The 25,569-nt window shown below is 57.0% G+C and carries 26 protein-coding genes and 2 pseudogenes; 21 read left to right on the top strand and 7 right to left on the bottom strand.

Going from position 1 to position 25,569, the window contains the following annotated elements; all coding sequences use genetic code 11:
- The first annotated feature begins 264 nt into the window (after positions 1–264).
- Positions 265–1,482, top strand: coding sequence for a 3-(3-hydroxy-phenyl)propionate transporter MhpT (gene mhpT, locus KGB07_RS07030; RefSeq protein WP_223465030.1), 1,218 nt, complete (start codon positions 265–267; stop codon positions 1,480–1,482).
- A 96-nt stretch (positions 1,483–1,578) separates the two neighbouring features.
- On the opposite strand, the gene arsN2 is transcribed toward mhpT, so the two are convergent.
- Complete coding sequence (gene arsN2, locus KGB07_RS07025) at positions 1,579–2,028, bottom strand: arsenic resistance N-acetyltransferase ArsN2 (protein WP_223465029.1); 450 nt, start codon at positions 2,026–2,028, stop codon at positions 1,579–1,581.
- Positions 2,029–2,176: 148 nt separating this feature from the next.
- Here arsN2 and KGB07_RS07020 point away from each other — a divergent pair, with 148 nt between their 5' ends.
- A complete protein-coding gene (locus KGB07_RS07020) occupies positions 2,177–2,497 on the top strand; it encodes an isochorismate lyase (protein ID WP_046038337.1) in 321 nt (106 codons plus the stop codon).
- A gap of 116 nt (positions 2,498–2,613) precedes the next feature.
- Here the strand turns inward: KGB07_RS07020 and KGB07_RS07015 are convergent, their stop codons facing one another.
- Positions 2,614–3,528 carry a LysR family transcriptional regulator gene (locus KGB07_RS07015; RefSeq protein ID WP_046038340.1) on the bottom strand — a complete coding sequence of 305 codons (915 nt, stop codon included), beginning with the start codon at positions 3,526–3,528 and terminating at the stop codon, positions 2,614–2,616.
- 140 nt (positions 3,529–3,668) lie between these two features.
- Here KGB07_RS07015 and KGB07_RS07010 point away from each other — a divergent pair, with 140 nt between their 5' ends.
- On the top strand, positions 3,669–4,064 hold the full coding sequence (locus KGB07_RS07010) for a RidA family protein (RefSeq protein WP_046038341.1): 396 nt from the start codon (positions 3,669–3,671) through the stop codon (positions 4,062–4,064).
- Positions 4,065–4,300: 236 nt separating this feature from the next.
- On the opposite strand, the gene KGB07_RS07005 is transcribed toward KGB07_RS07010, so the two are convergent.
- Positions 4,301–5,041, bottom strand: coding sequence for an NAD-dependent epimerase/dehydratase family protein (locus KGB07_RS07005; RefSeq protein ID WP_046038343.1), 741 nt, complete (start codon positions 5,039–5,041; stop codon positions 4,301–4,303).
- 275 nt (positions 5,042–5,316) lie between these two features.
- On the opposite strand from KGB07_RS07005, the gene KGB07_RS07000 reads away from it, so the two are divergent.
- From KGB07_RS07000 to KGB07_RS06990, 3 genes are all read left to right on the top strand, one after another.
- Positions 5,317–5,568, top strand: coding sequence for a hypothetical protein (locus KGB07_RS07000; protein ID WP_043302427.1), 252 nt, complete (start codon positions 5,317–5,319; stop codon positions 5,566–5,568).
- A 28-nt stretch (positions 5,569–5,596) separates the two neighbouring features.
- Complete coding sequence (locus KGB07_RS06995) at positions 5,597–5,821, top strand: hypothetical protein (RefSeq protein ID WP_008019294.1); 225 nt, start codon at positions 5,597–5,599, stop codon at positions 5,819–5,821.
- Between the two features lie 68 nt (positions 5,822–5,889).
- A complete protein-coding gene (locus KGB07_RS06990) occupies positions 5,890–6,093 on the top strand; it encodes a hypothetical protein (RefSeq protein WP_043302433.1) in 204 nt (67 codons plus the stop codon).
- A 633-nt stretch (positions 6,094–6,726) separates the two neighbouring features.
- Here the strand turns inward: KGB07_RS06990 and KGB07_RS06985 are convergent.
- Positions 6,727–8,178 (bottom strand): DUF1254 domain-containing protein, encoded by a 1,452-nt coding sequence (locus KGB07_RS06985; protein WP_223465105.1) that lies wholly within the window; start codon positions 8,176–8,178, stop codon positions 6,727–6,729.
- Between the two features lie 765 nt (positions 8,179–8,943).
- Here KGB07_RS06985 and KGB07_RS06980 point away from each other — a divergent pair.
- Together KGB07_RS06980 and KGB07_RS06975 are read left to right on the top strand one after the other, a co-directional pair.
- Positions 8,944–9,561, top strand: a complete 618-nt coding sequence (locus tag KGB07_RS06980) for a dTMP kinase (protein ID WP_046038348.1) — start codon at positions 8,944–8,946, stop codon at positions 9,559–9,561.
- Between the two features lie 322 nt (positions 9,562–9,883).
- Positions 9,884–11,017 (top strand): aminotransferase class V-fold PLP-dependent enzyme, encoded by a 1,134-nt coding sequence (locus KGB07_RS06975; RefSeq protein ID WP_223465028.1) that lies wholly within the window; start codon positions 9,884–9,886, stop codon positions 11,015–11,017.
- Between the two features lie 413 nt (positions 11,018–11,430).
- On the opposite strand, the gene KGB07_RS06970 is transcribed toward KGB07_RS06975, so the two are convergent.
- Positions 11,431–11,778: a hypothetical protein gene (locus KGB07_RS06970; protein WP_046038350.1), complete on the bottom strand. Its 348-nt coding sequence runs from the start codon at positions 11,776–11,778 to the stop codon at positions 11,431–11,433.
- Between the two features lie 184 nt (positions 11,779–11,962).
- Here KGB07_RS06970 and KGB07_RS06965 point away from each other — a divergent pair, with 184 nt between their 5' ends.
- Genes KGB07_RS06965 through KGB07_RS06955 form a run of 3 tightly spaced genes read left to right on the top strand, consistent with a single transcriptional unit; the run spans position 11,963 to position 16,125 of the window.
- On the top strand, positions 11,963–12,871 hold the full coding sequence (locus tag KGB07_RS06965; protein WP_223465027.1) for a peptidyl-prolyl cis-trans isomerase: 909 nt from the start codon (positions 11,963–11,965) through the stop codon (positions 12,869–12,871).
- Positions 12,871–13,869 carry a HupE/UreJ family protein gene (locus KGB07_RS06960; protein ID WP_223465026.1) on the top strand — a complete coding sequence of 333 codons (999 nt, stop codon included), beginning with the start codon at positions 12,871–12,873 and terminating at the stop codon, positions 13,867–13,869. The genes KGB07_RS06965 and KGB07_RS06960 overlap by 1 nt, the downstream gene beginning before the upstream one ends.
- 39 nt (positions 13,870–13,908) lie before the next feature.
- On the top strand, positions 13,909–16,125 hold the full coding sequence (locus KGB07_RS06955) for a DUF3604 domain-containing protein (protein ID WP_223465025.1): 2,217 nt from the start codon (positions 13,909–13,911) through the stop codon (positions 16,123–16,125).
- Between the two features lie 360 nt (positions 16,126–16,485).
- Here the strand turns inward: KGB07_RS06955 and KGB07_RS06950 are convergent.
- Positions 16,486–16,584, bottom strand: a pseudogene (locus KGB07_RS06950) (3-oxoacyl-ACP reductase); the annotation flags it as partial.
- On the opposite strand from KGB07_RS06950, the pseudogene KGB07_RS06945 reads away from it, so the two are divergent.
- The 4 genes and pseudogenes from KGB07_RS06945 to pcaG all read left to right on the top strand — a co-directional run.
- Positions 16,578–16,817 (top strand): annotated as a pseudogene (locus KGB07_RS06945) (LysR family transcriptional regulator); the annotation flags it as partial. The pseudogenes KGB07_RS06950 and KGB07_RS06945 overlap by 7 nt on opposite strands.
- A 66-nt stretch (positions 16,818–16,883) precedes the next feature.
- Entirely contained in the window at positions 16,884–17,807 is a 924-nt protein-coding gene (gene pcaQ, locus KGB07_RS06940; RefSeq protein ID WP_223465024.1) for a pca operon transcription factor PcaQ, read from the top strand.
- 126 nt (positions 17,808–17,933) lie between these two features.
- Positions 17,934–18,653 carry a protocatechuate 3,4-dioxygenase subunit beta gene (gene pcaH / locus KGB07_RS06935; RefSeq protein ID WP_223465023.1) on the top strand — a complete coding sequence of 240 codons (720 nt, stop codon included), beginning with the start codon at positions 17,934–17,936 and terminating at the stop codon, positions 18,651–18,653.
- A 12-nt stretch (positions 18,654–18,665) separates the two neighbouring features.
- Positions 18,666–19,268: a protocatechuate 3,4-dioxygenase subunit alpha gene (gene pcaG, locus KGB07_RS06930; RefSeq protein ID WP_223465021.1), complete on the top strand. Its 603-nt coding sequence runs from the start codon at positions 18,666–18,668 to the stop codon at positions 19,266–19,268.
- Positions 19,269–19,335: 67 nt separating this feature from the next.
- On the opposite strand, the gene KGB07_RS06925 is transcribed toward pcaG, so the two are convergent.
- On the bottom strand, positions 19,336–19,788 hold the full coding sequence (locus tag KGB07_RS06925) for an Lrp/AsnC family transcriptional regulator (protein WP_223465020.1): 453 nt from the start codon (positions 19,786–19,788) through the stop codon (positions 19,336–19,338).
- Between the two features lie 189 nt (positions 19,789–19,977).
- Between KGB07_RS06925 and KGB07_RS06920 the strand changes: the two genes are divergently transcribed.
- The 6 genes from KGB07_RS06920 to KGB07_RS06895 all read left to right on the top strand — a co-directional run.
- The gene (locus tag KGB07_RS06920; protein WP_223465019.1) at positions 19,978–20,595 is read left to right on the top strand and encodes a LysE family translocator; all 618 of its coding nucleotides are present in this window, start codon (positions 19,978–19,980) and stop codon (positions 20,593–20,595) included.
- Between the two features lie 383 nt (positions 20,596–20,978).
- Entirely contained in the window at positions 20,979–21,557 is a 579-nt protein-coding gene (gene gfa / locus KGB07_RS06915; RefSeq protein WP_223465018.1) for an S-(hydroxymethyl)glutathione synthase, read from the top strand.
- A gap of 206 nt (positions 21,558–21,763) precedes the next feature.
- On the top strand, positions 21,764–22,249 hold the full coding sequence (locus KGB07_RS06910) for a DUF6130 family protein (protein WP_223465103.1): 486 nt from the start codon (positions 21,764–21,766) through the stop codon (positions 22,247–22,249).
- Positions 22,250–22,795: 546 nt separating this feature from the next.
- The gene (gene gabP, locus KGB07_RS06905) at positions 22,796–24,196 is read left to right on the top strand and encodes a GABA permease (protein WP_223465017.1); all 1,401 of its coding nucleotides are present in this window, start codon (positions 22,796–22,798) and stop codon (positions 24,194–24,196) included.
- A 109-nt stretch (positions 24,197–24,305) separates the two neighbouring features.
- A complete protein-coding gene (locus KGB07_RS06900; protein ID WP_411741528.1) occupies positions 24,306–25,418 on the top strand; it encodes a GlxA family transcriptional regulator in 1,113 nt (370 codons plus the stop codon).
- 73 nt (positions 25,419–25,491) lie between these two features.
- The coding region (locus tag KGB07_RS06895) for a hypothetical protein (protein WP_223441004.1) at positions 25,492–25,569 on the top strand (78 nt) is incomplete at its 3' end.

Raw genomic sequence — 25,569 nt, 5'->3', positions numbered from 1 at the left:
CAGAGAATGGAAACAGCCAAGGGACGTCGTCAATCGTAAATGACCGATAATCGAACATTAATATTATTATCTATTTTCACACAGCCATCTGAATATATTCATAACATTATGTTTTTGAACGATTATTTAGTTGGTTTTTGCAATTTTCAGAACAGCATTCTTTTTTTAGTTATCTTTGTTATCTTAATCGTCAGCGGTCACTGACGGCGCACCCAACGCACGGAGGGCTCGACTGCATAACAAAAACAACAATGAGGTTCACCCATGGACAGTCCATCGCGTCGCTCGACGCTGACAATCGCTTTGTGCTTTATCGTTGCGCTGATCGAGGGGTTCGATCTGCAGGCTGCCGGCACCGCTGCCGCGGGGTTGCGCCAGAGCTTTGCCCTGGACCCGAAGATGATGGGCTGGGTGTTCAGCGCCGGGATCATTGGCCTGCTGCCAGGTGCGTTTTTTGGCGGCTGGGTGGCCGATCGTATCGGCCGCAAGAAAATCCTCGTCGGCGCCGTGCTGCTGTTCGGTGTCTTCTCGCTCTGCACCGCCTATGTCGAGAGCTACTCCAGCCTGCTGCTGGTGCGTTTCATGACGGGCCTGGGCCTGGGTGCCGCCCTGCCCAACCTGATTGCCCTGTGTGCCGAGGCCGTGAGCGAGCGCCATCGCGGCACCGCCATCAGCGTCATGTATTGCGGCGTGCCCCTGGGCGGCGCGCTGGCGGCGGTGGTGGCGATGTTTTCCAGTGAACACTGGCAAACCACCTTCATCATCGGCGGTCTGACGCCCTTGCTGGTGGTGCCGCTGATGGCCCTGCTGCTGCCCGAATCCACGGCGTTCCGCCAGCAACACGTCACGACCGCCAGCCCACGGTCGTCCACCGCCCAGGCGCTGTTCGGAGAAGGACGCGCACGCTGCACACTGGCCTTGTGGTTGAGCTACTTCTTCACCCTGACCGTGATGTACATGCTGCTCAACTGGCTGCCCTCGCTGTTGCTGGCGCAGGGTTTCACCAAGCCCCAGGCAGGCATGGTGCAGATGCTGTTCAACATCGGTGGCGCCATTGGTTCGCTGCTCGGCGGGGTAATGCTGGACCGCTGCAACGGCCTGAAAGTGGTCCTGTTCGTGTACGCCGGGGTGTTGGCGGCGCTGGCCGGGGTCGGCCTGTCAGTGGGCATCGTGCCGATGGCCATCGCCGGGTTTGCCGTCGGGCTGTTCGTCATGGCCGCACAGCTGGTGCTGTATGCCCTGGCGCCCCCTTCCTACCCGACGTCGGTGCGCGCCACCGGTGTCGGCGCGGCCGTGGCCATCGGCCGGCTCGGTTCGGTGGCAGGTCCCCTGGCCGCCGGCCAGATCCTCGCCGCCGGTGCCGGCACCACTGGCGTGCTGCTGGCAACGTCACCAGGGCTGGTGATCGCCGCGCTGTCGATCCTGACCGTGATCACCCGCAACGGAGCGAGCACCGAGTCTCAACCGCAAGCGGCAAACTGAGTCCCGCAACAAAGGCTTCAGGAATGAAAAATGCCCGGCAATGTGCCGGGCATTTTTTTGACCACCGAATCAGCCTCAATCGATGCACATCAATGACTAATCAGTACAAGGGAGACCGTTAAGCGTCTTGCGCAGATAGCTCGCCGATGCAGGGCACAAATGCTTGAATTGAACGGTCTGGGTGATAGCCGCAGGCGCCTCGTCCCTGCCAAGCAGTTCGTACCCATTGGCAGCGAAAAAACCAGTAGCGCCTTGGGTCAACAGGTGCAATCGGACTGCGCCTTGAGAGACCGCAAAGCGTTCCAGTTCAGACAACACCGCTTTACCCAGCCCCTCTCCACGATGCGTCTCACAAACGACTATCGAGCGCAGTAACAGATCGCAACCCGCACCCTCGAGCCCTCCATAAGCCACCCATTGCCCATCCACCTCGAAACGGTAAAACTGTCGATCCGGTTCGCTGACATCACTGAAGGGCAGCCCTGCCTGACTTAATGACTTGCGCAGATGATCCAGATCACCCGGCCCTGCTTTTCTTGTCTCCATGGCCCACCCTTGTTTCTGGCTCGCTGACATCCAATGTTAGCAGGCTCAATGAAGTGGCCAGGCAACTGAATAGCCGCCCTCACGGAAGACCGCGTGCCGATACTTCTTCCGAAGACCCACGAACTTTTCAGCAAGCGGAGTCACCTACATGGACGTCATCAATCAGTTGCAGCCCGAAGAGTGTGCAGGCATGGAGGATATCCGACGCGAAATCGATGCCCTTGATCAGGCTGTTATCAAGCTGTTGGGCAAGCGTTTTCACTACGTACTGGCTGCCTCGAAGTACAAGGCCTCAGTGACTTCGGTGCGTGCTCCGGAGCGTTTCAAGGCCATGTTGGCGACACGACGCGAGTGGGCCGAGGCAGAGGGTCTGAGCCCGGATGCAATCGAGAAGATGTACAGTGACCTGGTGAACCACTTCATTGCAGAAGAAATGAAACACTGGGCGGCTCATCAATCCGACACCTGACTCTAGTGCCCGGACTGTCCCGTCATGGGTCGTTTACAGCCCCCCCCCCAACAGGCAGTAATCGGCCAGAAGCGGACGTTTAGAGTGTCTAGTCCTGAAATGGGTTTACACCTGTTTCACTTAACCACCGGCGCATGCTCGGCCATCAATTCTATTACCCAGTCGATAAATACCCGCACCTTGGCGCTGACATGGCGATTCGGCGGGAATGCCAGATACATCGGCATTGGCGCCATGTGCCAGTCCTCAAACAGCGGCAGCAGCTCGCCGCTGACCAGGTGCGGTTGGGCCATGTACCGCGGTAGCCAAAGCATGCCCAGACCAGCCAGGCCGGCGGCGAGGTACGCATTGCCGTCGTCGACCGTCAGTTGCGGGCGGCCCTGGGCCTCGATGCGTTCCTCACCCCGCTGCATCGCGTAGGGCAAGGATTTGCCTGTACGAAACCAAAGGAAGCCAACGGTACTGTGCCTACCCTCCTCCAGCTCACGGGGGTGCGCCGGCGTACCGAAGCGCTGCAGATAGCCGGGCGCGGCATAAATGCCGATGTTCAGATCGCCCACATGCCTTGCCATCAGGGACTGATCGATGATCTCGCCGCCGCGCACCACGCAGTCGACGTTTTCGCCAATGATGTCGACAATGCGATCGCTCACGCCCACGGTCAGCTGGATTTCCGGGTAGCGTGCAAAGAACCCCGGCAAGGCTGGTATCAGCAGCATTCGCGCCAGCGGGCTGGGCACATCCACCCGCAGCCGCCCGCGCGGTGTCATCGACGCGCTGGACAGGCTGGTCTCGGCGTCGTCCATATCGACCAGTAGCCGGATGACGCGCTCGTAGTAGACCGCGCCATCGGCGGTGACGTTGACCTTGCGTGTGGTGCGGTTGAGCAAGCGCACACGCAGCCTCGCTTCCAGTTGCTGAACGAGCTGCGTCACGGTGGTCTTGCTCATGTGCAGGGTGGCTGCCGCCTTGGTGAAGCTGCCGGTTTCCACCACTCGGGCAAAGGCCTGCATTGCATCGAAACGGTCCATTTCACGCCTCACTCGGGTCTGGATAGTTTGGATTCTACAAACAGTCATGACCAGAGTTGCGCGTTTATTCAGGTCGCTCGTCTTTTTACACTGGCTCCATCGTAAACAGCGGGCCGCGATGGCCCCGAAGGAGGTATGCAATGACCAGCAAACGTGATGTCGTTTTCCCGCCTGACCGCCATGCACTGTACGAGCTCCACCGCTACTCACCGGCGATTCGCTCCAACGGTTTTCTGTTCGTATCCGGTCAGGTCGGCAGCCGCAAGGATGGCTCGGCCGAGCCGGACCTCGCGGCACAGGTTCGCCTGGCCTTCGCCAACCTCAACGCGATCCTGGCCGAGGCCGGCAGTAGTTTCGAGGATGTGGTCGACACGACCATCTTCATGGTCGACCCCGACTCGAAATTCGAAACTATCTGGGAAGTAGCGGCCGAGTACTGGGGCGAAGCTCCCTACCCGACGGCGACCGCTATCGGCGTGACCTGGTTGTCCGGCTTCGACTTCGAGATCAAGGTGATTGCCAAACTATCCCAATAAACTCGGCTCAGCCCTCCTCCGACCGTCAAAGGGAACCATCTTGTTTTTTCTGGAGTGACCCTCCGCTCCCGACCGTTCTCTGCTTGTTTTCACCGTCCGCTTCTGGCCGATTACTGCCCTTGGCGAGAGGCAGAAACCGGCCAGAAGCGGTCGCTCGAAAATCATCAGAGTGGCTCCCACAAAATACGGCCAGCCTCTGTCGGATCAGTTAGTCGTCCTTAACGTATTACTTGTGTTCAGTAAAATTGAGCGTTTCCTTCCAGAATCTTAAACCCATCATCAAGGGGGGCGTATCCAACAACTTTTCTGGTCTTCTCAATAGAAAGGCGCTTATACCTGTTGTCTGAGACCCCATGGATAACGTGGAATCCATTCAGTTTGGCCTCAACGCAATTTCTAAGTAGTGCGACAACGTCCTTAAAACTGATAAAAGCAGCTACGTCCCTTGGGCTGTGGCTCTCTCCTTGGTGAAAATTGGCTACGTTTGCAATACGGACTGCGATTGTTGTCATGTGACCATCGTTTGCATACATTGAAGCGAGAGCTTCCCCAAACGCTTTGCTGACCCCGTAAAGATTGCCTGGCTTAGGTGCCATACATTCCTGTATCTGGACATCTTCTGGATAACCTTCAATAGTCTGGGCGCTGCTCGCAAATATGAAGCGCTTGCAGCCTTGAGCCCTTGCGGCGAATAACATGTTGTAGGTCCCCACAATGTTCACAGGAAGCAGGGACGTCATAAAATCGGCGTCTGGGTTAGGGTCAGCAGCTAGATGAATCACGGTATGTATGCCTTCGCAAGCTTCAAGGCAATTGGCTTGATCCCTGATGTCGAGAGAGAAACGTTGTGCCGAGTCCGGAAGTTTTGAAACGTCTATATCGGCTAAACGCAAATCTGACTTATCGCCTTGCGCTGTCCAAAAAGCGCTGCCGATCTGGCCCGCGGCACCTGTGACTAAAATTTTTCGTGTTCTCATTTCAGCATGTCCTTATGGTAAACCTCACTCTAGCCTCCCAGCCTTGTGGACGGTTTACAACCTCCAATAAGGGTGACAAGCATCAACTCTAAAGTCCGCTTCTGGCCGTTCTCTGCCGATCATGGTTACAAAGCGTGCTGGTCAAATCCGATGCAATCGGTGGTCAGAACGAATGCAAATGACTGGTCAGGTCGAATGCAAGCGGGTGATCAAGTAGAGTGCAATTTCGCAGCTGAATATCGGATTAGTGTTGTGGGGACTTGTAAGGGGTGATGATGGGGCTCAACAAACCAGTGCAGGACCTGAAGCGCGATCTGCAGGGTGTCGCCTCTGATCTGAAGTGGTCGGCCGTGGAGTTAGTTCGGATTGCCGAGCGGCTAAGCCACGCAGGTAATGGACCAGACGCTGAGGCGCTTCGAAGGATGATCACAATCTTCCAGCAAGGTGAGAATCGGTTAGATGGCTGGATTAAAGAAATCGGTGCAGGTCAGGTAGTCCGGCCGGCGAAGGCAGACCACTGCCAATGATCGCGGAAGGTATTGGCAGGAGGTTGTCATGGCACTTAACAAACCCAATCAAGAGTTACGCCGCGACTTGAAAGCCGCTGCATATTCCCTCGAAGAAGCTGCCCTGGAAATGTTCAGGCTTGCAAAACAGCGCGGGGATACAGAGCTTCTGGAGGCAATGGAGACGATCGAAAAGCTGCATGAGCAAGCTGATCGGCTGACTGCTTACACAGATGAGGTGAAGGCGGGAAGGATTGTCCGGAAGGCTGAATAGCCATGCGTCTGGCGGGCGTATTCGCGCTAGATCTGAAATACAAGCAATGCCCTGTAAACGGTTACTCAATGAAGAAGAAGCTGACGGACAGTAAAGCAGCAGTGACTGCTGCTGAAATTGAGCGTTCTATCCAAGCCCTGAACAAAATGGCTGAACGCCTATGGGGGGATGGCCGGGAAGCCGAGGCGAAAGCTCTCCTCGATGCCTTGGACGCATTAAACCGGGCGCTTGATCGGATCAGGATTGGAGAGAGTCGCAGGGTTCTCCATTGAACGGCACAAACTAGCTGGCGGGTTATGAAGGCGAGAAGAAGTGTGCGGGGGAAGGCGGAGTAGGCGCGTGGTATGACGGCGAGATGTTGTAGCGGCTTGGCGGTCGTACCGATGTAACTCAAATGCCCGGTCCAGAGCCGGGCTTCTCGTATCTGCCCCTGTCATGCCTTCGTCACACCTACCAAGCACAATACAGTCAGCCAAAGGGATTTGGCCCATCTACAGAGAGCCCGGCTAATGTGCCGGGCTTTTTCGTTTCTGCGACATGCTTTTCACCAATCGCTCACATGGTGGAGCGCAGATTAACCCTGCTCCTTTGAAGAATTCCCATTTGGCCCGCCCGCATGCGGGCCATTTTTTTGGTCGCTGCCACGATTTCTACAAGAACTGGAGAAGCGACCATGTCAGATGACTGCGAAATTGCACTCCACTTGACCACCCGCTTGCATTCGACCTGACCAGTCATTTGCATTCGTTCTGACCACCGATTGCATCGGATTTGACCAGCACGCTTTGTAACCATGATCGGCAGAGAACGGCCAATAGCAGCCCTTGATGATTGGCTGCTATTGGCAAAAAGGCAGCACAAGCCGACACCGACCTACGCCGAGTGTCAGCAATGGGCCGCAAGATTTACTTCGAGACCACCAGCGCCGGTGGCTGCCAGCTGCCTTCGCCGGCGGGAAGAATCGAAGGCGGTGCGGTCTTCGGCCAGTAGAGGCGCATTACCAGAAAGACCGTGTCGTCAGGCGCGGGCAACCAGTTTGCCTCCTTAGCCTTGCCGGGGGAGTCTTTCTGGATGTACAGCGTCAGTGAACCATCCGTGTTTTTCTTCATCGCCGACAGCATCGGTGAATTGATCAGGTAACGGTTGAGCGGATTCTTGACCAGCAGCTGGCTCTTGCCGTCGTACATGGTCACCGACCAGAAGGCATTGACTGGCGGCAGTTTGCCGGCCGGGAAAGTCAGCGTGTACTTGCGCTTGCTGGTATCCAGCGTCTGGCCGGTGCCGTCGGTGCGCGTGTTGGGATACATCGCCTCGACGGCGTCGTTGCCGTAGAGGCCGCCTTTCGCGGCACCGGCACGCTTCAGCCAGTCGGCCTTGTAGAACGTTTGGTCGCCGAAGTACGCGCCTACGTTCCAGCCGTTGATTATCTTCGTCCCGCTCGCGAGGAACTTGTCGACCTTCTCGTCACCGGCCTTCATCCCGAGCAGGACCACGGCCTTGTGCTCGAGCGAGAGGTCCTTAAATTCGAAGGTGCGACCGGGTCCCACCCCAATGCTCGCCAGCTTGGCCCGGATCTCCTGGTCGTCAGCCGATGGCGGCACATACTCCATCGCGGCCGACAGGTACTCGAAGAAGTTGGCCTTGATGCCTTCCGTCGTAGCCGGCACGAAATCAATCTTCGGCGCAGTGGGCGGCGCGGGTTGATGGAGGAAGGCGGACAGCGGCTGGACCTTGTAGCCCGCTTGCACCTTCTCGACATTCGGCATGTCCTTGGCATTGTAGAGCTGAGTCCGAATGGCGCTCACGGCGAAGGGAGTGGTCGAGGTGAAGACTTTTTTGATACCGGGAGGGGGGGCGCCTTTCCAATCGGGACCGACCACCATGTATTGGCCTGGCTCGCTGCCGGTGGCACGGCTGCCGATGTAACCGTAGTTGTAAGTGTTGCCGTCGATCATCTGCACCGAGTAGTAACGCCGCTTGTCCACTGCCGGCACCGAGATCACCATCGGCTCCGCGCGCAGGTCTAGCCAGACAAACGAGTACGGGGTGTCGCTGTTCGGAGTGATGATGGCCGTGTCTTGGTAGGTGAAGACGCGAGGCTCGTTCTTGATCTGGTTGAACGGCGCCTTGTATTGCGGGCCGCCCTTGTCCACAGCATATTCGTTCATCACGGCGTAGTTCATGACCAGCGGTAAGCCGTAAATAAAGCCTTCCTCGGCGATCGCCTTGGTCTGCTCGAGACTCGGCGCGGGTACGCCCTTGGTCACATCCGTCTTGTCTGCCTGCGTGATCGGATCGTTCTTGCTCGCACACCCCGCAAAAAGCGTTGAACCCACTACGACGAGTGCCGCAGCCATTGTCCAGCCCCGGTTAGACTTCCTGTTCATTTCCACCTCGTTAGTTTTGAGCAAGCTGGCACCGTGAGCGTTCATGGCCACGGTGAAATAATTTGAATGCTTGAAACCCTCCCGACTTTTTTCAGTAGTGCCAGGTCATATGGGCGATCAGGGCTTCAATCCAGGTGTTGTCGAACTCGCCGGATACACGATTGCCAGACAAGGTTTTTTGCTGATCGACTGGCGTGCACCCACCCAGACCGCGACCCACTGAAATTCAGGTCTGTCTCTTTACTTAGCGACTGAGTAAATCCTGTGGCGAAGCGCCAACTCACACGCCCAGGGAGTGTAGATCACAATAAGCCAGCATCCCCTTGCGCAGCTGAGCAGCTCAGATTCAGTTCCGTAATATTTACGCGCCGCCGTTACGGACCATTTGGCTTCGAGAACAGCCAATCGTGATCAGCAGCCAAAAAGCGGATAGTCAGAGATTAACTCTTGAGGTCCGCCGAAGACCGCTATGGGTCGCCCCCCCCCTTCGTGACAGGCAGAAATCGGCCATTTCCGGTCAGTCGTGACAAGTAAAATTTCGGCCGCGCATCTCGCTGCGGAACAAGATATTTGCCCTGAGTGGGGGGGCCGAGCATGTCGGATTAGCCAGAAACCAGGTTAGAGTGTTCATCAATGTCTGCTCATAAGGGTCCTCCACTCGATTCGCGTAGTCGCGCCAAGCAATTCCAGCGAACGAACCGGGCAAAAAACCGTATATCAATTGTTATTTGAAGAATGAATCGTCCACTGTTTGTTTCTCTAGATGGGCCCAAGGGAACCGGCAAAACCACACTGTTGGAGGCCGTTACGAAAGTACTGAGGGCAGACAACAAAAAGGTGATCCGACTTTGCGAGCAAAAAAGCGATCCCTATAGGGGCGAAACAATGGCCCTCGTTAACAAGCTCGTCAGAAATCCCACCCGGGATTTGGAGTTGAGGGTTTGTGAGCGCTTTGCTGATAGCCGTACTTGGATTTCCCAGCACGTGCTGGCTAAACAGCCACCAGGCAGCATCATCTTGATCGATCGCTGGTACCCGTCTGATGCCGCATTTCGCCGGATAGTCCCGTTTGCAGAGATTCTACAGTTGAACATTGATCGAAACGTGCGAGTGCCAGACCTGCATGTCGGGGTTGTCACCGCCCCTGATATTTCATGGGCGAGGGCAGCGGCACGACGGCGTGGGCTGAGCAGTACTGTCATCCATAAGCTGGAAGAACATGTCGCTTGTACCAAGGCGTTCGAGCGAGCGATTGCAGATCACGGCTGGGTTTTATGCCGTAATGAAGGAACGATCGAAGACGCAACGATGCAGGTGACTTCTGAGATCTATAGAGTCCTCGATGCCCCTTAGGCAAAGTTCGCTGCGCCGGCCTTGATGCGGTTGAGATAGCGGTACCTTGCTCGCTTAACTTGGCTCGGCTTACCGACCGCTTTGGGTCGGCTGCTGCCCTTCGTAACTGGTCGTTATCGACCGAACGTAAGGAGGTAGGAACCTTTAAGGCCCACCCTCCCACAACTCAGCAGCCACCTGCGAGCATTGCTACGTCCAGTAATCGACCTGATGATGCCAGCCGCTCGACAGAAGTCGCAATTCAATCCCGAGCAATCTTGTCATTTGCCAAGGCTTAGGGCAGGGTCGATACCACTGAGATCTCTGCCAAAGGAGTCACCCCATGTCAAAGCTATATCCCAGTATCGATCCCGAGGGGCTGGTCGAGTACTCAGTGGTCTACACCGACCGCTCGCTCAACCACATGTCGCAGTCATTTCAAGGCGTGATGAAGAACATTTCCAGGACCCTGAAACAGGTCTACAACGCCCAGGCTGTTGCGGTGGTCCCGGGCAGCGGCACATTCGGCATGGAAGCGGTGGCGCGACAGTTTGCCACCGACCAGCAATGCCTGGTGATACGCAACGGCTGGTTCAGTTATCGCTGGAGCCAGATCCTTGAGATGGGCAACATCCCGGCGGCAACCACGGTGCTGAAAGCCCGACCGGTCGACACTGCTCGCCAGGCTGCCTACGCCCCACCCCCTCTGGACGAAGTGCTGGCAGCCATTCAGGCGCAGAAGCCGCAGATTGTCTTCGCCCCCCACGTTGAAACCTCATCAGGGATTATCCTGCCCGACGAGTACCTGCGGGCCGTCGGCGACGCCGTGCATGCAGTGGATGGCCTGTTCGTGCTGGACTGCATCGCCTCAGGCACGCTTTGGGTTGACATGCAGAAATGCGCAGTCGACCTGCTGATCAGCGCACCGCAGAAAGGCTGGAGCGCCTCCCCTTGCTGCGCCCTGGTGATGCTCAGTTCTTTGGCCCTCGAGCGCATCGAACAGACGCATAGCAGCAGCTTCGCCTGCGACCTGAAAAAGTGGCTTCAGATCATGCAGGCCTACGAACAGGGCGGACATGCCTACCATGCGACCATGCCCAGCGATTCCCTCGCGCGATTTAACGAAGTGATGAAAGAGACGCAAACCTACGGTTTCGACAAGGTCCGCGGCGAACAACAGGCTCTGGGCGATCGGGTGCGCGCAATGTTGACCGGCAAAGGCATCAAAAGCGTGGCCGCAGCCGGCTTTCAGGCCCCTGGCGTAGTGGTGAGCTACACCGATGATGCCGACATCAAGAGCGGTACGAAATTTGCCAACCACGGCCTACAGATCGCCGCCGGAGTGCCGTTGCAATGCGACGAGCCGGCCGACTTCCAGACCTTCCGCATCGGTCTGTTCGGACTCGAAAAGCTGCACAATATCGAGCGCACGGTCAGTACCCTCGAGCAGGCACTGGACGAGGTGATGGGTAACTAAGCTCTCATCTCCCCCGCAGCACACACCGAATTTTTGAATTCCAGGAAGGCATCCGGCACTGGTCACTGCCGGCCCATGACGCTGATCTTCGACGAATATGAAGTTGGTCGCCCGGACGTCATGTTAGAACCATAAGGGAAAGCCCGTGCACGCGTTTTACTGAGACGTGCGCCCTTCAGCGCTATCAGAAAAGGTTTCCAACGAAGCCTTTCATGGGGCGGATGATTGGCGGCTGAACGATTTAGCCAATCTGTTGCATCGACCGGTTGAATCCACAGCCAAAAGCAGTCATTGAACTGTTGCCCTGGCGTCGAATCATCAGGAGTACCGCAACCGACCAGGAGTAGATGAGCGTGCCCCTTAAAACCGCAGGATTTGCCGGCGTCTGAAAACGCATACTAGCCACGCGTTGACTACGTCTGTGAGTTCCTCGGCTGGCATGTCATTGCTCGAATCAAAAGTACCGTCATGATCCCGTGCAATACGACCACCGGCCACAATAAAACCCCACTCGATTCCCCTGAGATGCCAACGTAGGCGAGATAAAGCGTAGTGGCTGCGTTATAGACCAACATCCCGAGCATTGCGGGTCCCGGCCAGCAGGCGATGGCCAATGCGATGAGGGCGATGCCGGCCACGGGGACGATGACGCCCGTCAGTTCGATGCCAAGCAGAAGTTGCCCGAGCAGCGACGGGATAAGTATCAGCGCCACGCCAGTGGCTGCCTCGATGATCGCGGCGAAAACAAGCAGTCCTTTCATCACATGGGCGCTCCGTCCCGGGCTGTATAGGTGCAAGGTTGGACGGCCCTGAGGAATTGGTTAACCCGATTGCTACTAAGCCTTAGTGCTTATCGTGATTAGCCTTGGTGGAAAGTTCCGGTACAGCGGCAATACTCCACCCTGCTGCGAAAACCATTCGCAGTATAGCGTGGGGCAATAAGTCATGAACTTAAGCGTCTGCGAAGCGAAAGAATCTCGATTTTCGTTAATCAAGCGATGCCTCCGCCAGCCGTTATTGCACTTTCTGATCGCCGGCTTTGCACTCTTTGTGTTGTACGGAGGTTTACACCGTCCAACCCTTGATCAAGATCCGCAACGCATCGAAATCACCCCTGAAGTTGTTCAGCGGATCGCGATTTCCTGGCTGGCGCGATGGCAGCGACCCGCATCGGAGCAACAGTTGCAGGGCCTGATTGAGGAATATGTGAAAGAGGAAATCCTCTATCGCGAAGCACTGAAACTTGGCCTGGATAAAGACGACACTATTATTCGCCGCCGACTGGCGCAAAAAATGGACTTCCTCGCTGAGGATGTAGCGTCACTTCACGAACCGGCACCCGGCGTACTTGAGGCCTGGTACAACCAGCATCAGGACCAATATGCCCCGCCGCCACTTTTGACTTTCCATCATTTGTTTTTCGCTTTGGACAAACGTGGTGCGGATGCGCAAGCGCAGGCTCAGTCCGCACTCAGTGGGCTGTCTGACAAGAACAGTGGTGAAGGCGATGCCTTTATGTTTAAAAACGCCTACTCGGAACAATCCCGGGATCAGGTGGCGCGGGTCTTTGGTTCAACGTTCGCCATTTCATTGTTCAAGCAAACGCCGGGGGGTTGGGTGGGGCCTGTGGAGTCGGGTTTTGGCTGGCACCTGGTGTGGATTGATGCGCTGGCCAAATCACCTCCTCCGCCCTTCGAAGCCGTGGCCCAGCAGGTCAAGTCCGATTGGATGTCCGAACAACGCAGCGCATCGAAACGCGCAAATTTCGATGCACTGAAAGCACGCTATGAGGTCGTGGTGATGGTACCTGCTTCCGCCGGTGCGATTGCCGCCACACACAAGGAGCAGCCGTGATGAGGCGCACGGTATGGCTGCTGTTGGTGCTCTGGCTCGTGGGGCTAACGGCCATGGCCCATGAGTCGCGCCCCGCTTACCTGGAACTCAACGAAACGGCCGTCGGGCGCTATGACGTACTGTGGCGCACACCTGTGCTTTCAGGCATGCGATTGCCGATTGCGCTCCGGTTTGCCGAAGGTGTGCGCACTGTCGTTGAGCCCGTGGAAAGCGAACTGAACGATTCACTGATCGAGCGTCGAGTTATTGAAGCCGGTCCCGCAGGACTGGTCGGGCAACGTATTCAATTCATCGGCCTGCAAGCGAGCATCACCGATGTGCTGGTGCGTGTCTCGCGCCTGGACGGCAGCCTGACGACCACCCTCGTCCACCCTGCGCAACCCTGGATAGAGATTGCTGCCACACCGGGAGCGTTCTCGGTGGCCGGTGCATTTCTGGTTCATGGCATCCAACACATCCTGGGGGGCTTCGATCACCTGCTGTTCGTCTTCGGTCTCCTTCTGCTGGTGGGTAATGGCTGGATGCTGGTGAAGACCATCACCGCATTCACCCTCGCCCATTCCGTCACTCTGGCACTCGCTACACTGGGTGCGGTGCGGCTGCCCGGCCCTCCTGTGGAAGCGACGATTGCGCTGAGCATACTGTTGCTGGCAGTGGAAATCGCCCGCAAGAACCGTGACGAAACCAGTTTCACCCTCCAGTGGCCATGGGTGGTGGCGTTCTGTTTTGGCCTGTTGCATGGCTTCGGTTTTGCCGATGCGCTGGCGCAAATCGGTTTGCCGCAGCGCGATCTGCCGCTGGCGCTGTTCACCTTCAATGTCGGCGTCGAGATCGGCCAACTGATGTTCGTCGCCGTCGTGTTGAGCCTGCGCGCACTGCTGCTGCGTTGTCGACTGCCACGGCCCGCAGTCCTGTATGCCCGACCGATTGCTTCTTACGGGTTGGGTACGCTGGCTGCCTTCTGGTTTTTCCAAAGAGTCGCGAGTTTCTTGTCCTGAGTTGCACCCTGTCATTGCCGTATTCCGGAGACGTGGAATATGAAAAACCCTACACATTTCACCGTGCCAACACTGCTCGGTTGCGCCGTGTTAACGGTCAGCACGCTGGCATTGGCAGAGGGCAACCCGGATCGCGAGGTTTACTTTGGCCAGACACACTCGCACAGCTCCTGGTCGATTGATGCCTACCTGATCGGCAACCACCAGGTCGATCCCGAGCAGACGTACCAATACTCACTTGGGATGCCGATCAAGCATCCAATGGGGTTTGAAGTGCAACTCAAGGGCCGCCCGCTGGATTTCCATGGCGTGACCGACCACTCGGAATACGTGGGCGTGATCGCCTTGGCCAACGATCCGAAGTCAGACTTCAGCAAGCTGCCCATCGCGCAAAAGCTGATTGTCAAAACCCCGGAAGATTTCAACCGGGTGTTCAAGTGGATCGCCGGCAGCTTGAGCCACCCGATCAAGGAGCTGATCGACCCGAAGGTTGCCGGCAGTATCTGGCAGCAGAACATCGCCATCGCCGACAAGTACTACAAGCCCGGCAAGTTCACCACGTTTGTAGCCTATGAATGGACCTCGGCCCCCAACAATCAAAACATGCACCGCAATGTGTTTTTTCGCGACTCGAAGAAGGTGCCGGACCTGCCCTTCACAGCCCTCGATTCGGACAAACCGGAGGATTTGTGGGGCTGGATGGACGATCAACGCAAAAAAGGCAACGAGGTGCTGGCGATCTCCCACAATGCCAACCTCAGCAACGGCCTGATGTTTCCGGTGGACGTAGATGACCGTGGGCGCCCCATCGATGCCGCCTGGGCCGAGACGCGGATGCGCAATGAATCCCTCACCGAAATTCACCAGGTAAAGGGCACCTCGGAAACCCACCCCGAACTGTCGCCGACAGACGAATTTGCCAATTATGAAGTCATGAGTTTCCTGCTCGGCATCGACAACAGCACGTCGAAAATCAATGGCAGTTACGTAAGGCAAGCTTGGCAAAACGGCATGGCTTTGCAGCAAGCTCGTGGATACAACCCTTACAAAATGGGCGTGGTCGGCGCCAGTGACTCGCACAATGGGGTGATTCCTTATTCCCAGAGCTACAACTTCGGCTCCCACGGCTTTACCGACAGCACCCCAGCGGCGCGTCTTTCCGACAAACAGAACTCGGGGTTGATTGCCTTGCAAACCAGCACCTCCGGTTTGGCCGGTGTCTGGGCCGAAGAGAACACTCGTGAATCGATCTTCGATGCCATGAAGCGCAAAGAAGTCTATGGCACCAGCGGTGTGCGCATCCCCGTGCGCATGTTTGGTGGCTGGGGTTTCGACAGCAGTTTGTGGAATGAAAAAGACTGGGTGCATGCCGCCTACGCCAAGGGCGTTCCCATGGGCGGCGACTTGCCGGCAAAACAGGGTAAACAGACGCCGTCCTTCGTGGTGTGGGCGGTCAAGGATGTCGACGATGGCAACCTCGACCGAATCCAGATCATCAAGGGCTGGACCAAAAACGGCCAGACCTTCGAGAAGGTCTACGACGTCGCCTGGTCCGGTGATCGCCAACTGGACCAGGCCACCGGCAAAATCCCACCGGTGGGCTCCACGGTCGATGTTTCCAAGGCGACTTACACCAATACCATTGGTGCCACCGAGCTGAAAAAAGTCTGGGTCGATCCGGATTTCGATCCGGCCCGGCACGCGTTCTACTACGCCCGCGTGCTACAGATTCCGACCCCTCGCTGGAGCACCTATGACGCGGCCAAGCTGCAAGTACCGCCGCCGGCCGACGTCTCGACCACCGTCCAGGAACGTGCGTGGACTTCGCCGATCTGGTACACGCCGACAGTTGAGGACAGCAAGCTTGTCGCTGCGGGCAAAACCATCGATCAGCTGAAAACCGAAGGCGCCAAAGCGCTCAACAACGAGCAGCTGCAAGCCTATGTGGTGGGCAAAACCATCAAAGTGCGCAATACCGTCACCGGCCAGACGTTCGAGATAGTCTATGGCACCGAAGGCCAACGCCTGGTCACCAGCGTCGATGGCAAGCCGCCTACGCAAGGGGAATACCTGAACATGCTGCATGACGGCCAGTTTGGCGTACCGGCCAAATATGAAATCAAGGACGGACATCTAGTGACAACACTCGGCGGCACCCCCTTCGAGGCCACAGTATTCGAGCAAAACGGCAAATACATGGCGGCACGCAGCAACGAGTTCGGCTATGTGAATTATGAGGTTGAGGAGGTCAAGTAGCGCCGAAGCCAGTACTGATGTTCTGCATACATCGGTACTGGCAGATTGACGCGAACCGATATTGCCGTAGCTCAGAAAGAAAGCTGTTCGCGAATCGGCCCCAATGTACTTATTCAGACATTGATACTTGAAGGGGCACTGTTACCGAAAGCAGTCATCGTTGGGAGTCCGCTTTGGGTCGGTAGCTGCCCCTCGTCAGAGGCAGCCATCGGCCAGAAGCGCTCGTTCAAAAGAGGGTGTGAGGTAATACCAAGGATCTGCAAGATATGCACGTTCATGCCAACCCGCGCGCGCCGCCTTCTCGTACCAACGCGTCGGGCGCCAGCTCCAGCGCGGTGAGGTGCGCGACACCCAGGCCTCTCAATAGGTGGCCCTCCCGCCACTGAGGTCAAACACAAAGCCCGTGGTGAAGCTGCACTCGGGGCCGGCGATCCAGGTCATCATGTTGGCGATCTCCTCGAGCGGTCACCTTGGTCAAGCAAGGCATGGGGCTGACCATCATCGATGAGTTCGTGGACCAGGACAGCGGGCTGATCGTCGTACCGCTGGTTGAGGCGACTCATTTCGATATCAGCTTTGTCTACTCGCGGTTCGAGCCGCTTGGCGAATCCGCCATGCAGGTGCTTTATCAGCAGGCGGTCAAACTGGGACGACTGATCCCGAGCTGCGAACTGCCGAATGTTGACCGATAACCACCATATTGCGAGCATCGGTCAACAGGCGTAATGAATGCCACACCACGAAGACGGAGCAGCAGATTGAACATCGACACCCGAATCAAATTCCGTCATCTGGTGTGTTTTCTCGAGGTGGCGCGCCAGGGCAGCCTGGCACGTGCCTGCGACAAGTTGGCAATCAGCCAGCCGGCGCTTTCAAAAACCCTCAAGGAACTGGAATCCCTACTGGCCGCCAGGCTGTTCGAGCGGAGCAAAAAGGGCTCGACGCTGACTGAGGCCGGGGTGGCCTTTTTGCGTTATGCGGGGCCAAGCGTGCAATCGCTGCGTGAAGGGGTCAACAGTTTGCGCTCCGGTGTGCATGAGCCGATCGCCGTACGACTCGGCGTGCTCTCCACCGTCGAAAGCCTGTTGGTGCCTGAAGTTGTCTGCCGCTTGCACGACCGGCATCCCGCCCTGGCGGTCAGTGTCGTGACCGGGCCGAGCGCCTACCTGCTGTCCCAACTGCGTGTCGGCGAGCTGGACCTGGTGGTCGGCAGAATGACCGATAGCCCATCGATTCACGGGTTGACGTTCGAGCACCTTTACAGCGAATCCATGACCCTGGTGGTACGTAAAGACCATCCAGTGCTGCGTGATCCACCGGGGCATAAAAACCTCGAAGACTATCCGGTGGTATTGCCGCTGGCGGGTACGACGATCCGCAAATTCGCCGACAGCCTGTTTGTGCAGCACGGGATCTCCCCCTCGCGCCAACGCCTGGAAACCCTGTCGATTGCCCTTAGCCGGCGCTACGTCCAATGCAGCCAGGCAATCTGGGTCGCGCCGTTTGACGCGGTCAGACATGACTTGAAGCTAGGTGAGCTGGTGGAACTGGGGATGCGTGAAGCCGGTGGTTCCGTGGGGCTCTGCACAAATCCTGTGTTGCCGGTGACACCCGCGGCCCAATGGTGCGTGGAGGCACTGCGCGAGGTCGGGCAAGAGTATCGCGAAGGGAAATATCCATAACCATTTGGACATGCAACAAGTCGGTTTTTTCAATTTTGGGTTGGGCCGCACAAGAGGAGACTGGGCTGCAAGTCGCTGCCATCGCAGTACTTGCCTCTGACCAACCATAACAATAGGAAAAACGACATGTCTGATGCGCATGAAAGCCGCTTCGCCATTCGTGACCGTAATTGGCATCCCAAAGCCCTGACACCTGACTACAAGACTTCGATCCTGCGCTCCCCCCGCCAGGCACTGGTGAGCATTCCCCAGTCTGTCTCGGAAACCAGCGGCCCGGATTTTTCCCATCTGAAGATGGGCCGGTACGATAACGACCTGCTGCTGAATTTCAATCACGGTGGCCTGCCCATCGGCGAACGCATCATTGTCGCGGGTCGGGTTTGCGACCAGTACGGCAAGCCGATCCCACACACGCTGGTGGAAATGTGGCAAGCCAATGCCGGTGGTCGTTACCGGCATAAAAAAGACAGTTATCTGGCGCCTCTTGATCCGAATTTCGGTGGCGTCGGCCGTGCCTTGACCGACCGCGATGGCAACTACAGTTTCCGCACGGTCAAGCCCGGTCCCTACCCATGGCGCAACGGTCCCAATGACTGGCGACCCGCCCATATCCATGTCTCCATCAGTGGCCCGTCCATTGCCACGCGCCTGATTACCCAGCTGTATTTCGAAGGCGATCCGCTGATCCCCATGTGCCCGATCGTCAAGTCGATCGCCAATCCGGACGCGGTACAGAGCCTGATCGCCAGGCTCGACATGAGCATGGCCAATCCCATGGATTGCCTGGCTTATCGCTTTGATATCGTCCTGCGCGGCCAGCGCAAGACCCACTTCGAAAACTGCTGAGGAGGCCTGCATATGCCCGTTCAACTTCTACCTGAAACCCCATCGCAAACAGCCGGCCCCTATGTGCATATCGGACTGGCCCTGGAGGCGGCCGGCAACCCACCGCGGGAACAGGAAATCTGGAACCAGATGGCAAAACCTGGCGCGCCAGGCGAGCACATTCTATTGCTGGGTCACGTTTATGACGGTAACGGCCACTTGATTCGTGACGCGTTCCTGGAACTCTGGCAGGCCAATCACGAAGGCCTCTACGACAGCGGTTTCGATCTGGAAAAACCCTTCAACTGCTTTGGTCGTACCGCCACTACCGATGCCGGCGAATGGACGATCGAAACCGTCAAACCTGGCCTGGTGAACAATGCCTCGGGTGTGCCCATGGCAGCGCATGTCAATGTGTCGCTGTTCGCCCGGGGCATCAACATTCACCTGCAGACGCGACTGTATTTCGACGACGAACCCGAGGCGAATGCCGTGGACCCCGTATTGAATCTGATCGAACAGCCACATCGGCGTGAATCCCTGATTGCCAGGCGCTGCACGGTTGACGGGAAGCTGGCCTACCGCTTCGACATTCACCTTCAAGGCGAAGCGGAGACGGTGTTCTTCGACTTCTGACGATGACAGCCTCCCCTCTACGGGGAGGCTGTTTGAGAGACAAGAACGTTATCTTCCGTTGGGCCGATCACAAAGGTAGCGGCCGGTCTTGAATGACCCGCTTCATGACCAGGGTCGAGGTGAGCCGTTGCACATTAGGCAATGTCGAGAGGCTCTCATCGTAAAGCCGTTGAAAGGCGGGCAAGTCCTGGGCAACGACGTGCAGCAGGTAGTCCGGCTCCCCAAACAGCCTCTGGGCATCGACCACCTGGGGTATATCAATGAGCGCCGCCTCGAACGCCTCGACGGCTTGCCGGTCACCCTCGCGGAGCGTGGCAAATACCATTGCGGAAAAATTCAGGCCCAGTGCACCGGGATCAAGTTGCGCGCGATAACCCAGCAATACACCGGAGTCCTCCAGTGCCCGCACTCGCCGATGACAGGGTGAAAGGCTCAAGCCCACACGCTCGGCAAGTTCAGTGACCGAAAGGCGACCATCCTTTTGCAGTTCGGCAAGAATCTTCCGGTCAGCTCTGTCCATGCAGAATAATCTCCCTCTTTGGAACGCAAATACGATCATCTTTGAAAGTTAATTCTAACAACATTTGATTAATCTTCCTCCATCCATTAACAGCCGTACTCCTCTTCAGGAAACAAGAGGAGCGGCCTTTGATATGAGAGGCGGAATGATGAATAACGCATTGATTGATGAACGGGCGCGGGTGACACCATGACCTTCAGTGTCTTTGTTGCCTTCTGGGCAGTGTCGTTTCTGTTCGTCGTGACGCCCGGAGCGGATTGGGCCTACGCGATATCCGCCGGTTTGAAGCATCGCGTGGTCATACCGGCTGTGGGCGGACTGTTATCCGGCCACTTGATTGCCACGGTGGTGGTAGCCGCGGGTGTTGGCACCCTGGTCGCCAACCATCCTGGGGTCATGTCAGTGCTGACGGTGGCCGGCGCGGGTTACCTGCTTTGGTTGGGCATCAACATGCTCACCCGTCCCTCCACCCCCCACTCCGATGAGGTTCAGATGTCAGGCTCATGGCTGCGCTGGGCGCTCAAGGGGCTTTGCGTCAGCGGCTTGAATCCGAAAGTGTTCCTACTGTTCCTGGCGCTCTTGCCCCAGTTTGCCGACGCCACTGCCTCCTGGCCCGTACCGACGCAGATGCTAGCGCTCGGGCTCGTCCACACCGTCAGTTGTGGCGTTATTTATCTACTGGTCGGGTTTGGCTCACAGGTTGTTCTAAAGGCACGCCCAGCCGCCGCTCAGTGGGTCAGTCGTTTCTCTGGAGCGACCATGATCATCATTGCCGTGACGCTATTTACCGAACAGATGCTGGGTTAACTTCGGGCACTGGTCATTGAGTGCAGGCGCATTTCAAGACCCCGGGCATACCTTTCCACCCTCGCCTTCCAGGGAGCTTTGATGAAGAGCCCAAGAGAACGTGCCGCCGAAGGTCTACAGACCGGCGACCGGTCCACGAGTTGATTGGCTGATGTGAGTGGCAGCGACTTAGGCATCGCAGACTATTCTTGATCTGGGTAACCGAACGGTCGCACCGAAGGAGGTCGCTCGTTTATGCACTGTGTCCTTTTCGAAATCCGCCGCGGTTCGATCGGATGCATGAAGGCAAATCGATCTGCGCGGTCATCGAGTTCCGATGAACTACCGGTCTGGGGCACGGCCCCAGGCACTTTTGTCTGACACCCTGAAACGGAGACGCCAGCATGAGCACCTTGCAACTTCACCCTGCACTGGACAATGGTATCCAACCCGCCGCCGCGAATTTCACAGGTGGCACCTTGCAATGCCTGTGTGCGACCGACAAGGTCGAGGTCAAGATCGACGCACAAACCCTGCATAACCACGCGTGCGGCTGCAGCAAATGCTGGAAACCACAAAACGCGACATTCGCCGTCATCGCCGTGGTGCCTCGAGATAAGGTCAGCGTCATTGCCCACGGCGAAAAACTGGCGATTGTCGACGAATCCGCCACCATCCAGCGCCACGCCTGCAAGCAGTGTCACGCCCATCTCTTTGGGCGCATCGAAAACAAGGGCCATGCGTTTTATGGCCTGGACTTCGTCCACACCGAGCTTTCGCCACAGAGCGGATGGGCTGCGCCGGGATTCGCGGCGTTCGTGTCCTCCATCATCGAAACCGGCACACCGCCAGCCCAAATGAAGGCTATCCGCGAGCGCCTGCGCTCGATCGGCCTGGAACCCTATGACTGTCTGTCCCCGGACTTGATGGACGCACTGGCGACTCATGTCGCCAAACAGAAAGGCCTGCTCCCCGCCGCCTGATTGATCGGTCGCCGCGGTTTCTTTTCCGGACCGCGGCTCCGATTCACCTTTGATGTTGTGCGCCCCACATAATTAACTGGGGGGCTGTGGGCATCAAGACAACGGGTTACGCCAGCTTTCAATTCCGCTCGTACCAATTTTGTACCACACTGGGAAATACCCGGATTGATCCAGGCTTGAATGAAATCACACGGGAGAAAAACACCATGTCCCTCGTTCCCGGAAATCTATTGGCCCTGGCTTTGGGTGTCTTCATTTGCACAGCCGTGTGTGGACAAGCGTTAGCGGACACCGATTCCCCACCGGCAATACTTCCATTGGAAAATGAGACTGCGCCAAAACTCATTGCCTACCCACCGCTTGCCGAGCCACTCGCCCGCGGTGTTGTCATAATCCAGTATCGAGCAGAACACGCCCGGATCATGCCGGTATTTGGCAAAGCGGCTGCTGATGTATCACCACGTCTCGGTCACCTCCACGTGACCGTCGACGACTGGAAAGGTACATGGGCGCACACCAGCGAAGACCCGATTATCCTGGTTGGACTGACGCCCGGCACGCACAAGGTTCTTCTTGAAGTGGCCGACCCGACTCACAAAATCCTCACCAGTACGACAGTGAGTTTTATAGTTCCGGAGAAGAAACCAGCGGAGGCTCCCCACATTGATGGTGATCACGCAGTGAAACCATAACTGTTGAGTTCGTAGCTAACTGCGGTGGTGTGAGCAGCCCCTGATTTCGAAAACACATCTGACTGACTACTCAGCCGATTTCTGCCTTTCGTCACCGTCAGCTATGGGTCGTTTTCAGCCGCTCGCGACAGGCTGCAATCATCCAATCCGCTCTTCCCAGAGAGATCTCGCGGCCCTCGTCCCGAAACCTTCTCGCCCGCTTAAACCTTCCAGGCTATCCCCATCCGTTGCTGCTTTAGCAGAATCCTCAACAAAACAATATGATTGCGCCCAGCCATTTCGTGACCGATTGGTTTTCGCTGTGAACGCTAAATTGGCATGTGGCGATATCAGGCAAGGAGGCGGCGTGAACAGGTAACTGAATTGTCGGACAAGCCGGGTAAGGTGGCGCATCTTTTCATCGAAATAACCACATCGCGATGATGGGTTTGATAAGAACTGCAGCGGTTGAAGGGTGCCTCTTTCAGGAAGCCCAGCAGGCAACAATGATGATCTGTTGCCCCTATCAATTCGCCTAAATGTCGATCAGCAGAGAAAAAAAAACCAATGATTAGCCCGAACTCCAAGGATTCGAGTGGACAATTGGCGCAGGGCTTCAAGCCTCGTCACGTAACAATGCTGTCAATCGCCGGGATTATCGGCGCCGGTTTATTCGTTGGCTCAGGACATGCCATTGCAGCTGCCGGGCCGGCCGTCCTGCTGGCCTATCTATTCTCAGGCCTGCTCGTCGTTCTGGTCATGCGCATGCTCGGTGAAATGGCGGTGGCCAACCCGGACACAGGCTCGTTCTCCACCTATGCCGACCAGGCAATAGGTCGTTGGGCAGGCTTCACCATCGGTTGGCTGTACTGGTGGTTCTGGGTGCTGGTGATCCCTATCGAAGCACTGGCCGCCGGCCATGTGTTGAACCAGTGGTTTCCCCAGATCGATGCCTGGCTGTTCGCCCTGGTGTCGATCATTGCGTTGGTGATCACCAATCTGTTCAGTGTCTCCAAGTACGGCGAATTCGAATTCTGGTTCGCCATGGCCAAGGTCGTGGCGATCATCGGTTTCATCGGCGTGGGTTTTGCCGTGCTGATGGGTTGGGTGCCCGAACGGGAGGTCAGCGGCTTGAGCGGCCTGATGGCCGAGCATGGCGGATTTGCTCCCAACGGCCTGTCGGCGGTAGTCGGCGCTTTCATCACCATCATGTTCAGCTTCATCGGGACTGAGGCGGTGACCATCGCCGCCGCCGAATCCGACAATCCCTCGCAGAACATTGCCAAGGCCACGCGTTCGGTGATTTGGCGCATCGGCGTGTTCTACCTGTTGTCGATTTTCGTGGTCATCTCCGTGGTGCCCTGGAACGATCCGCTGCTCGCCCAGGTAGGCTCCTACCAGCGGGCACTGGAGATCATGAACATTCCCCACGCCAAGTTCATGGTGGACGTGGTGGTGCTGATCGCCGTGGCCAGTTGCATGAACTCCTCGATCTACATTGCTTCGCGCATGCTGTACTCGCTGGGCCGTCGTGGCGATGCGCCTAAGGCGCTGAAAGCGACCTCCTCCGAAGGCGTACCGCGGGCAGCAGTCATCGCCAGCACCGTGCTGGGCGCAGCGATCACCGTGTGGAGTTACTTCATGCCCGCCGGGCTGTTTGACTTCCTGCTAGCCAGCTCCGGCGCGATTGCCTTGCTGGTGTACCTGGCCATTGCGGTGTCGCAGCTGCGCATGCGCCGGATGTTGCATCGGCAGAACGTTGAGCTGAGCTTTCGCATGTGGCTGTTTCCATGGCTGACCTGGCTGGTGATTGCGTTCATTTGCGCAGCGCTGGCAGTCATGATGATCACCCCGGAGCACCGTACCGAAGTCAGCACAACCATTGGACTGGCGCTGGCGATTTCCTTTATCGGCCTTGTGACGTCGCGTCACCCTGCTCAGGCTGCGAGAGTGACGTCAGTGGGATAAAACCAAGGAGGTATTGCGCCAAACCTGATACTCCCTACGCCAAGGCAGGGGGGTATTACAAGCTCCTGCGTCTCAGGCCGTAATCGCTCTTTGTGAGGACATGACCACGATGTCATCGAACTCCACCGTGTCCGACGGTACGACTCAATCCGTTGGTTTTCTGTTGTTGGATAAATTCACACTGATTTCCCTGGCGTCCGCAGTAGAGCCACTGCGCATGGCCAATCAGTTGTCGGGGCGAGAGCTATATCGCTGGCATACGTTCAGCCCCGATGGAGAGCCTGTCTGGGCCAGTGACGGCGTGCCGATCACTCCGGATGCTTCGTGGAACAATCCATTAGTGGCGGACACTGTAATCGTGTGCGGTGGTGTTGGAGTCCAGAGCGTGATTACCCGCGAGCACATTACCTGGCTGCAAGCCTTGGCGCGTCGATCCAGACGGTTGGGAGGTGTGTGCACCGGTAGCTGGGCGCTCGCAAAAGCCGGGCTGCTCGACGGCTACGAGTGCAGCGTGCATTGGGAATTTCTGGCCGCCATGCAGGAGGCTTTCCCACGGGTCAGCATCAGCGCGAGCCTCTTTACCCTCGACCGGAACCGCTTCACAAGCTCCGGGGGAACAGCGCCGCTGGACATGATGCTGCACCTGATTGGTCGCGATCATGGTCGTGAATTATCTGCAGCCATCTCTGAGATGTTTGTTTACGAGCGCATACGCAACGAACAGGACCATCAGCGCGTTCCGCTCAGGCATGTGCTGGGAACTCATCAGCCTAAGCTGCAGGAGATCGTCGCGTTGATGGAGGCCAATCTCGAGGAACCGATCGACCTGGACAACCTTGCAGAATACGTTGATCTGTCACGTCGACAGCTGGAACGGCTATTTCAGAAATACCTTCACTGTACGCCGTCACGCTACTACTTAAGGTTACGTCTTGTTCGAGCGCGACAACTGCTTAAGCAAACATCATTGTCGATCATTGAGTTGGCGTATGTATGCGGTTTCGTATCCACACCACACTTTTCCAAATGCTATCGCGAGTACTTTGGTGTTCCACCAAGCGACGAGCGTTCCAGCACTGAATTGAGTCGCAAGCCTGCAACGCTTGCGACTACGCAGCAGTCATCGACTAGACCGCTGACGGCGCTAGACCAAGCACGAAACGAATCGACTTTTGCCAGTGTCCGGATGATGGATCGTTCTGATTTGGCGCAATCGTGCTGATCGGCTGTCCCTGCCGTCCCCATTCATCCGTAGTGCATGGGTTTACTCTATAAGATCACGCAGGAGATTTGACGTGCACATTGGTGTTCCTCTCGAAACCCAGACCGGTGAAACACGGGTTGCTGCAACCCCGGAAACCATCAAGAAGCTG

The organism is Pseudomonas sp. GL-RE-26 (genome assembly GCF_019956275.1).
GTDB lineage: Bacteria > Pseudomonadota > Gammaproteobacteria > Pseudomonadales > Pseudomonadaceae > Aquipseudomonas > Aquipseudomonas grandcourensis.
This window is presented reverse-complemented; position numbering and strand designations above follow the sequence as displayed.

Coding starts and splice junctions, on each gene's coding strand:
- mhpT (WP_223465030.1), top strand. CDS start 265: ATGGACAGTCCATCGCGTCGCTCGACGCTGACAATCGCTTTGTGCTTT.
- arsN2 (WP_223465029.1), bottom strand. CDS start 2,028: ATGGAGACAAGAAAAGCAGGGCCGGGTGATCTGGATCATCTGCGCAAG.
- KGB07_RS07020 (WP_046038337.1), top strand. CDS start 2,177: ATGGACGTCATCAATCAGTTGCAGCCCGAAGAGTGTGCAGGCATGGAG.
- KGB07_RS07015 (WP_046038340.1), bottom strand. CDS start 3,528: ATGGACCGTTTCGATGCAATGCAGGCCTTTGCCCGAGTGGTGGAAACC.
- KGB07_RS07010 (WP_046038341.1), top strand. CDS start 3,669: ATGACCAGCAAACGTGATGTCGTTTTCCCGCCTGACCGCCATGCACTG.
- KGB07_RS07005 (WP_046038343.1), bottom strand. CDS start 5,041: ATGAGAACACGAAAAATTTTAGTCACAGGTGCCGCGGGCCAGATCGGC.
- KGB07_RS07000 (WP_043302427.1), top strand. CDS start 5,317: ATGGGGCTCAACAAACCAGTGCAGGACCTGAAGCGCGATCTGCAGGGT.
- KGB07_RS06995 (WP_008019294.1), top strand. CDS start 5,597: ATGGCACTTAACAAACCCAATCAAGAGTTACGCCGCGACTTGAAAGCC.
- KGB07_RS06990 (WP_043302433.1), top strand. CDS start 5,890: ATGAAGAAGAAGCTGACGGACAGTAAAGCAGCAGTGACTGCTGCTGAA.
- KGB07_RS06985 (WP_223465105.1), bottom strand. CDS start 8,178: ATGGCTGCGGCACTCGTCGTAGTGGGTTCAACGCTTTTTGCGGGGTGT.
- KGB07_RS06980 (WP_046038348.1), top strand. CDS start 8,944: ATGAATCGTCCACTGTTTGTTTCTCTAGATGGGCCCAAGGGAACCGGC.
- KGB07_RS06975 (WP_223465028.1), top strand. CDS start 9,884: ATGTCAAAGCTATATCCCAGTATCGATCCCGAGGGGCTGGTCGAGTAC.
- KGB07_RS06970 (WP_046038350.1), bottom strand. CDS start 11,778: ATGAAAGGACTGCTTGTTTTCGCCGCGATCATCGAGGCAGCCACTGGC.
- KGB07_RS06965 (WP_223465027.1), top strand. CDS start 11,963: ATGAACTTAAGCGTCTGCGAAGCGAAAGAATCTCGATTTTCGTTAATC.
- KGB07_RS06960 (WP_223465026.1), top strand. CDS start 12,871: ATGAGGCGCACGGTATGGCTGCTGTTGGTGCTCTGGCTCGTGGGGCTA.
- KGB07_RS06955 (WP_223465025.1), top strand. CDS start 13,909: ATGAAAAACCCTACACATTTCACCGTGCCAACACTGCTCGGTTGCGCC.
- pcaH (WP_223465023.1), top strand. CDS start 17,934: ATGTCTGATGCGCATGAAAGCCGCTTCGCCATTCGTGACCGTAATTGG.
- pcaG (WP_223465021.1), top strand. CDS start 18,666: ATGCCCGTTCAACTTCTACCTGAAACCCCATCGCAAACAGCCGGCCCC.
- KGB07_RS06925 (WP_223465020.1), bottom strand. CDS start 19,788: ATGGACAGAGCTGACCGGAAGATTCTTGCCGAACTGCAAAAGGATGGT.
- KGB07_RS06920 (WP_223465019.1), top strand. CDS start 19,978: ATGACCTTCAGTGTCTTTGTTGCCTTCTGGGCAGTGTCGTTTCTGTTC.
- gfa (WP_223465018.1), top strand. CDS start 20,979: ATGAGCACCTTGCAACTTCACCCTGCACTGGACAATGGTATCCAACCC.
- KGB07_RS06910 (WP_223465103.1), top strand. CDS start 21,764: ATGTCCCTCGTTCCCGGAAATCTATTGGCCCTGGCTTTGGGTGTCTTC.
- gabP (WP_223465017.1), top strand. CDS start 22,796: ATGATTAGCCCGAACTCCAAGGATTCGAGTGGACAATTGGCGCAGGGC.
- KGB07_RS06900 (WP_411741528.1), top strand. CDS start 24,306: ATGTCATCGAACTCCACCGTGTCCGACGGTACGACTCAATCCGTTGGT.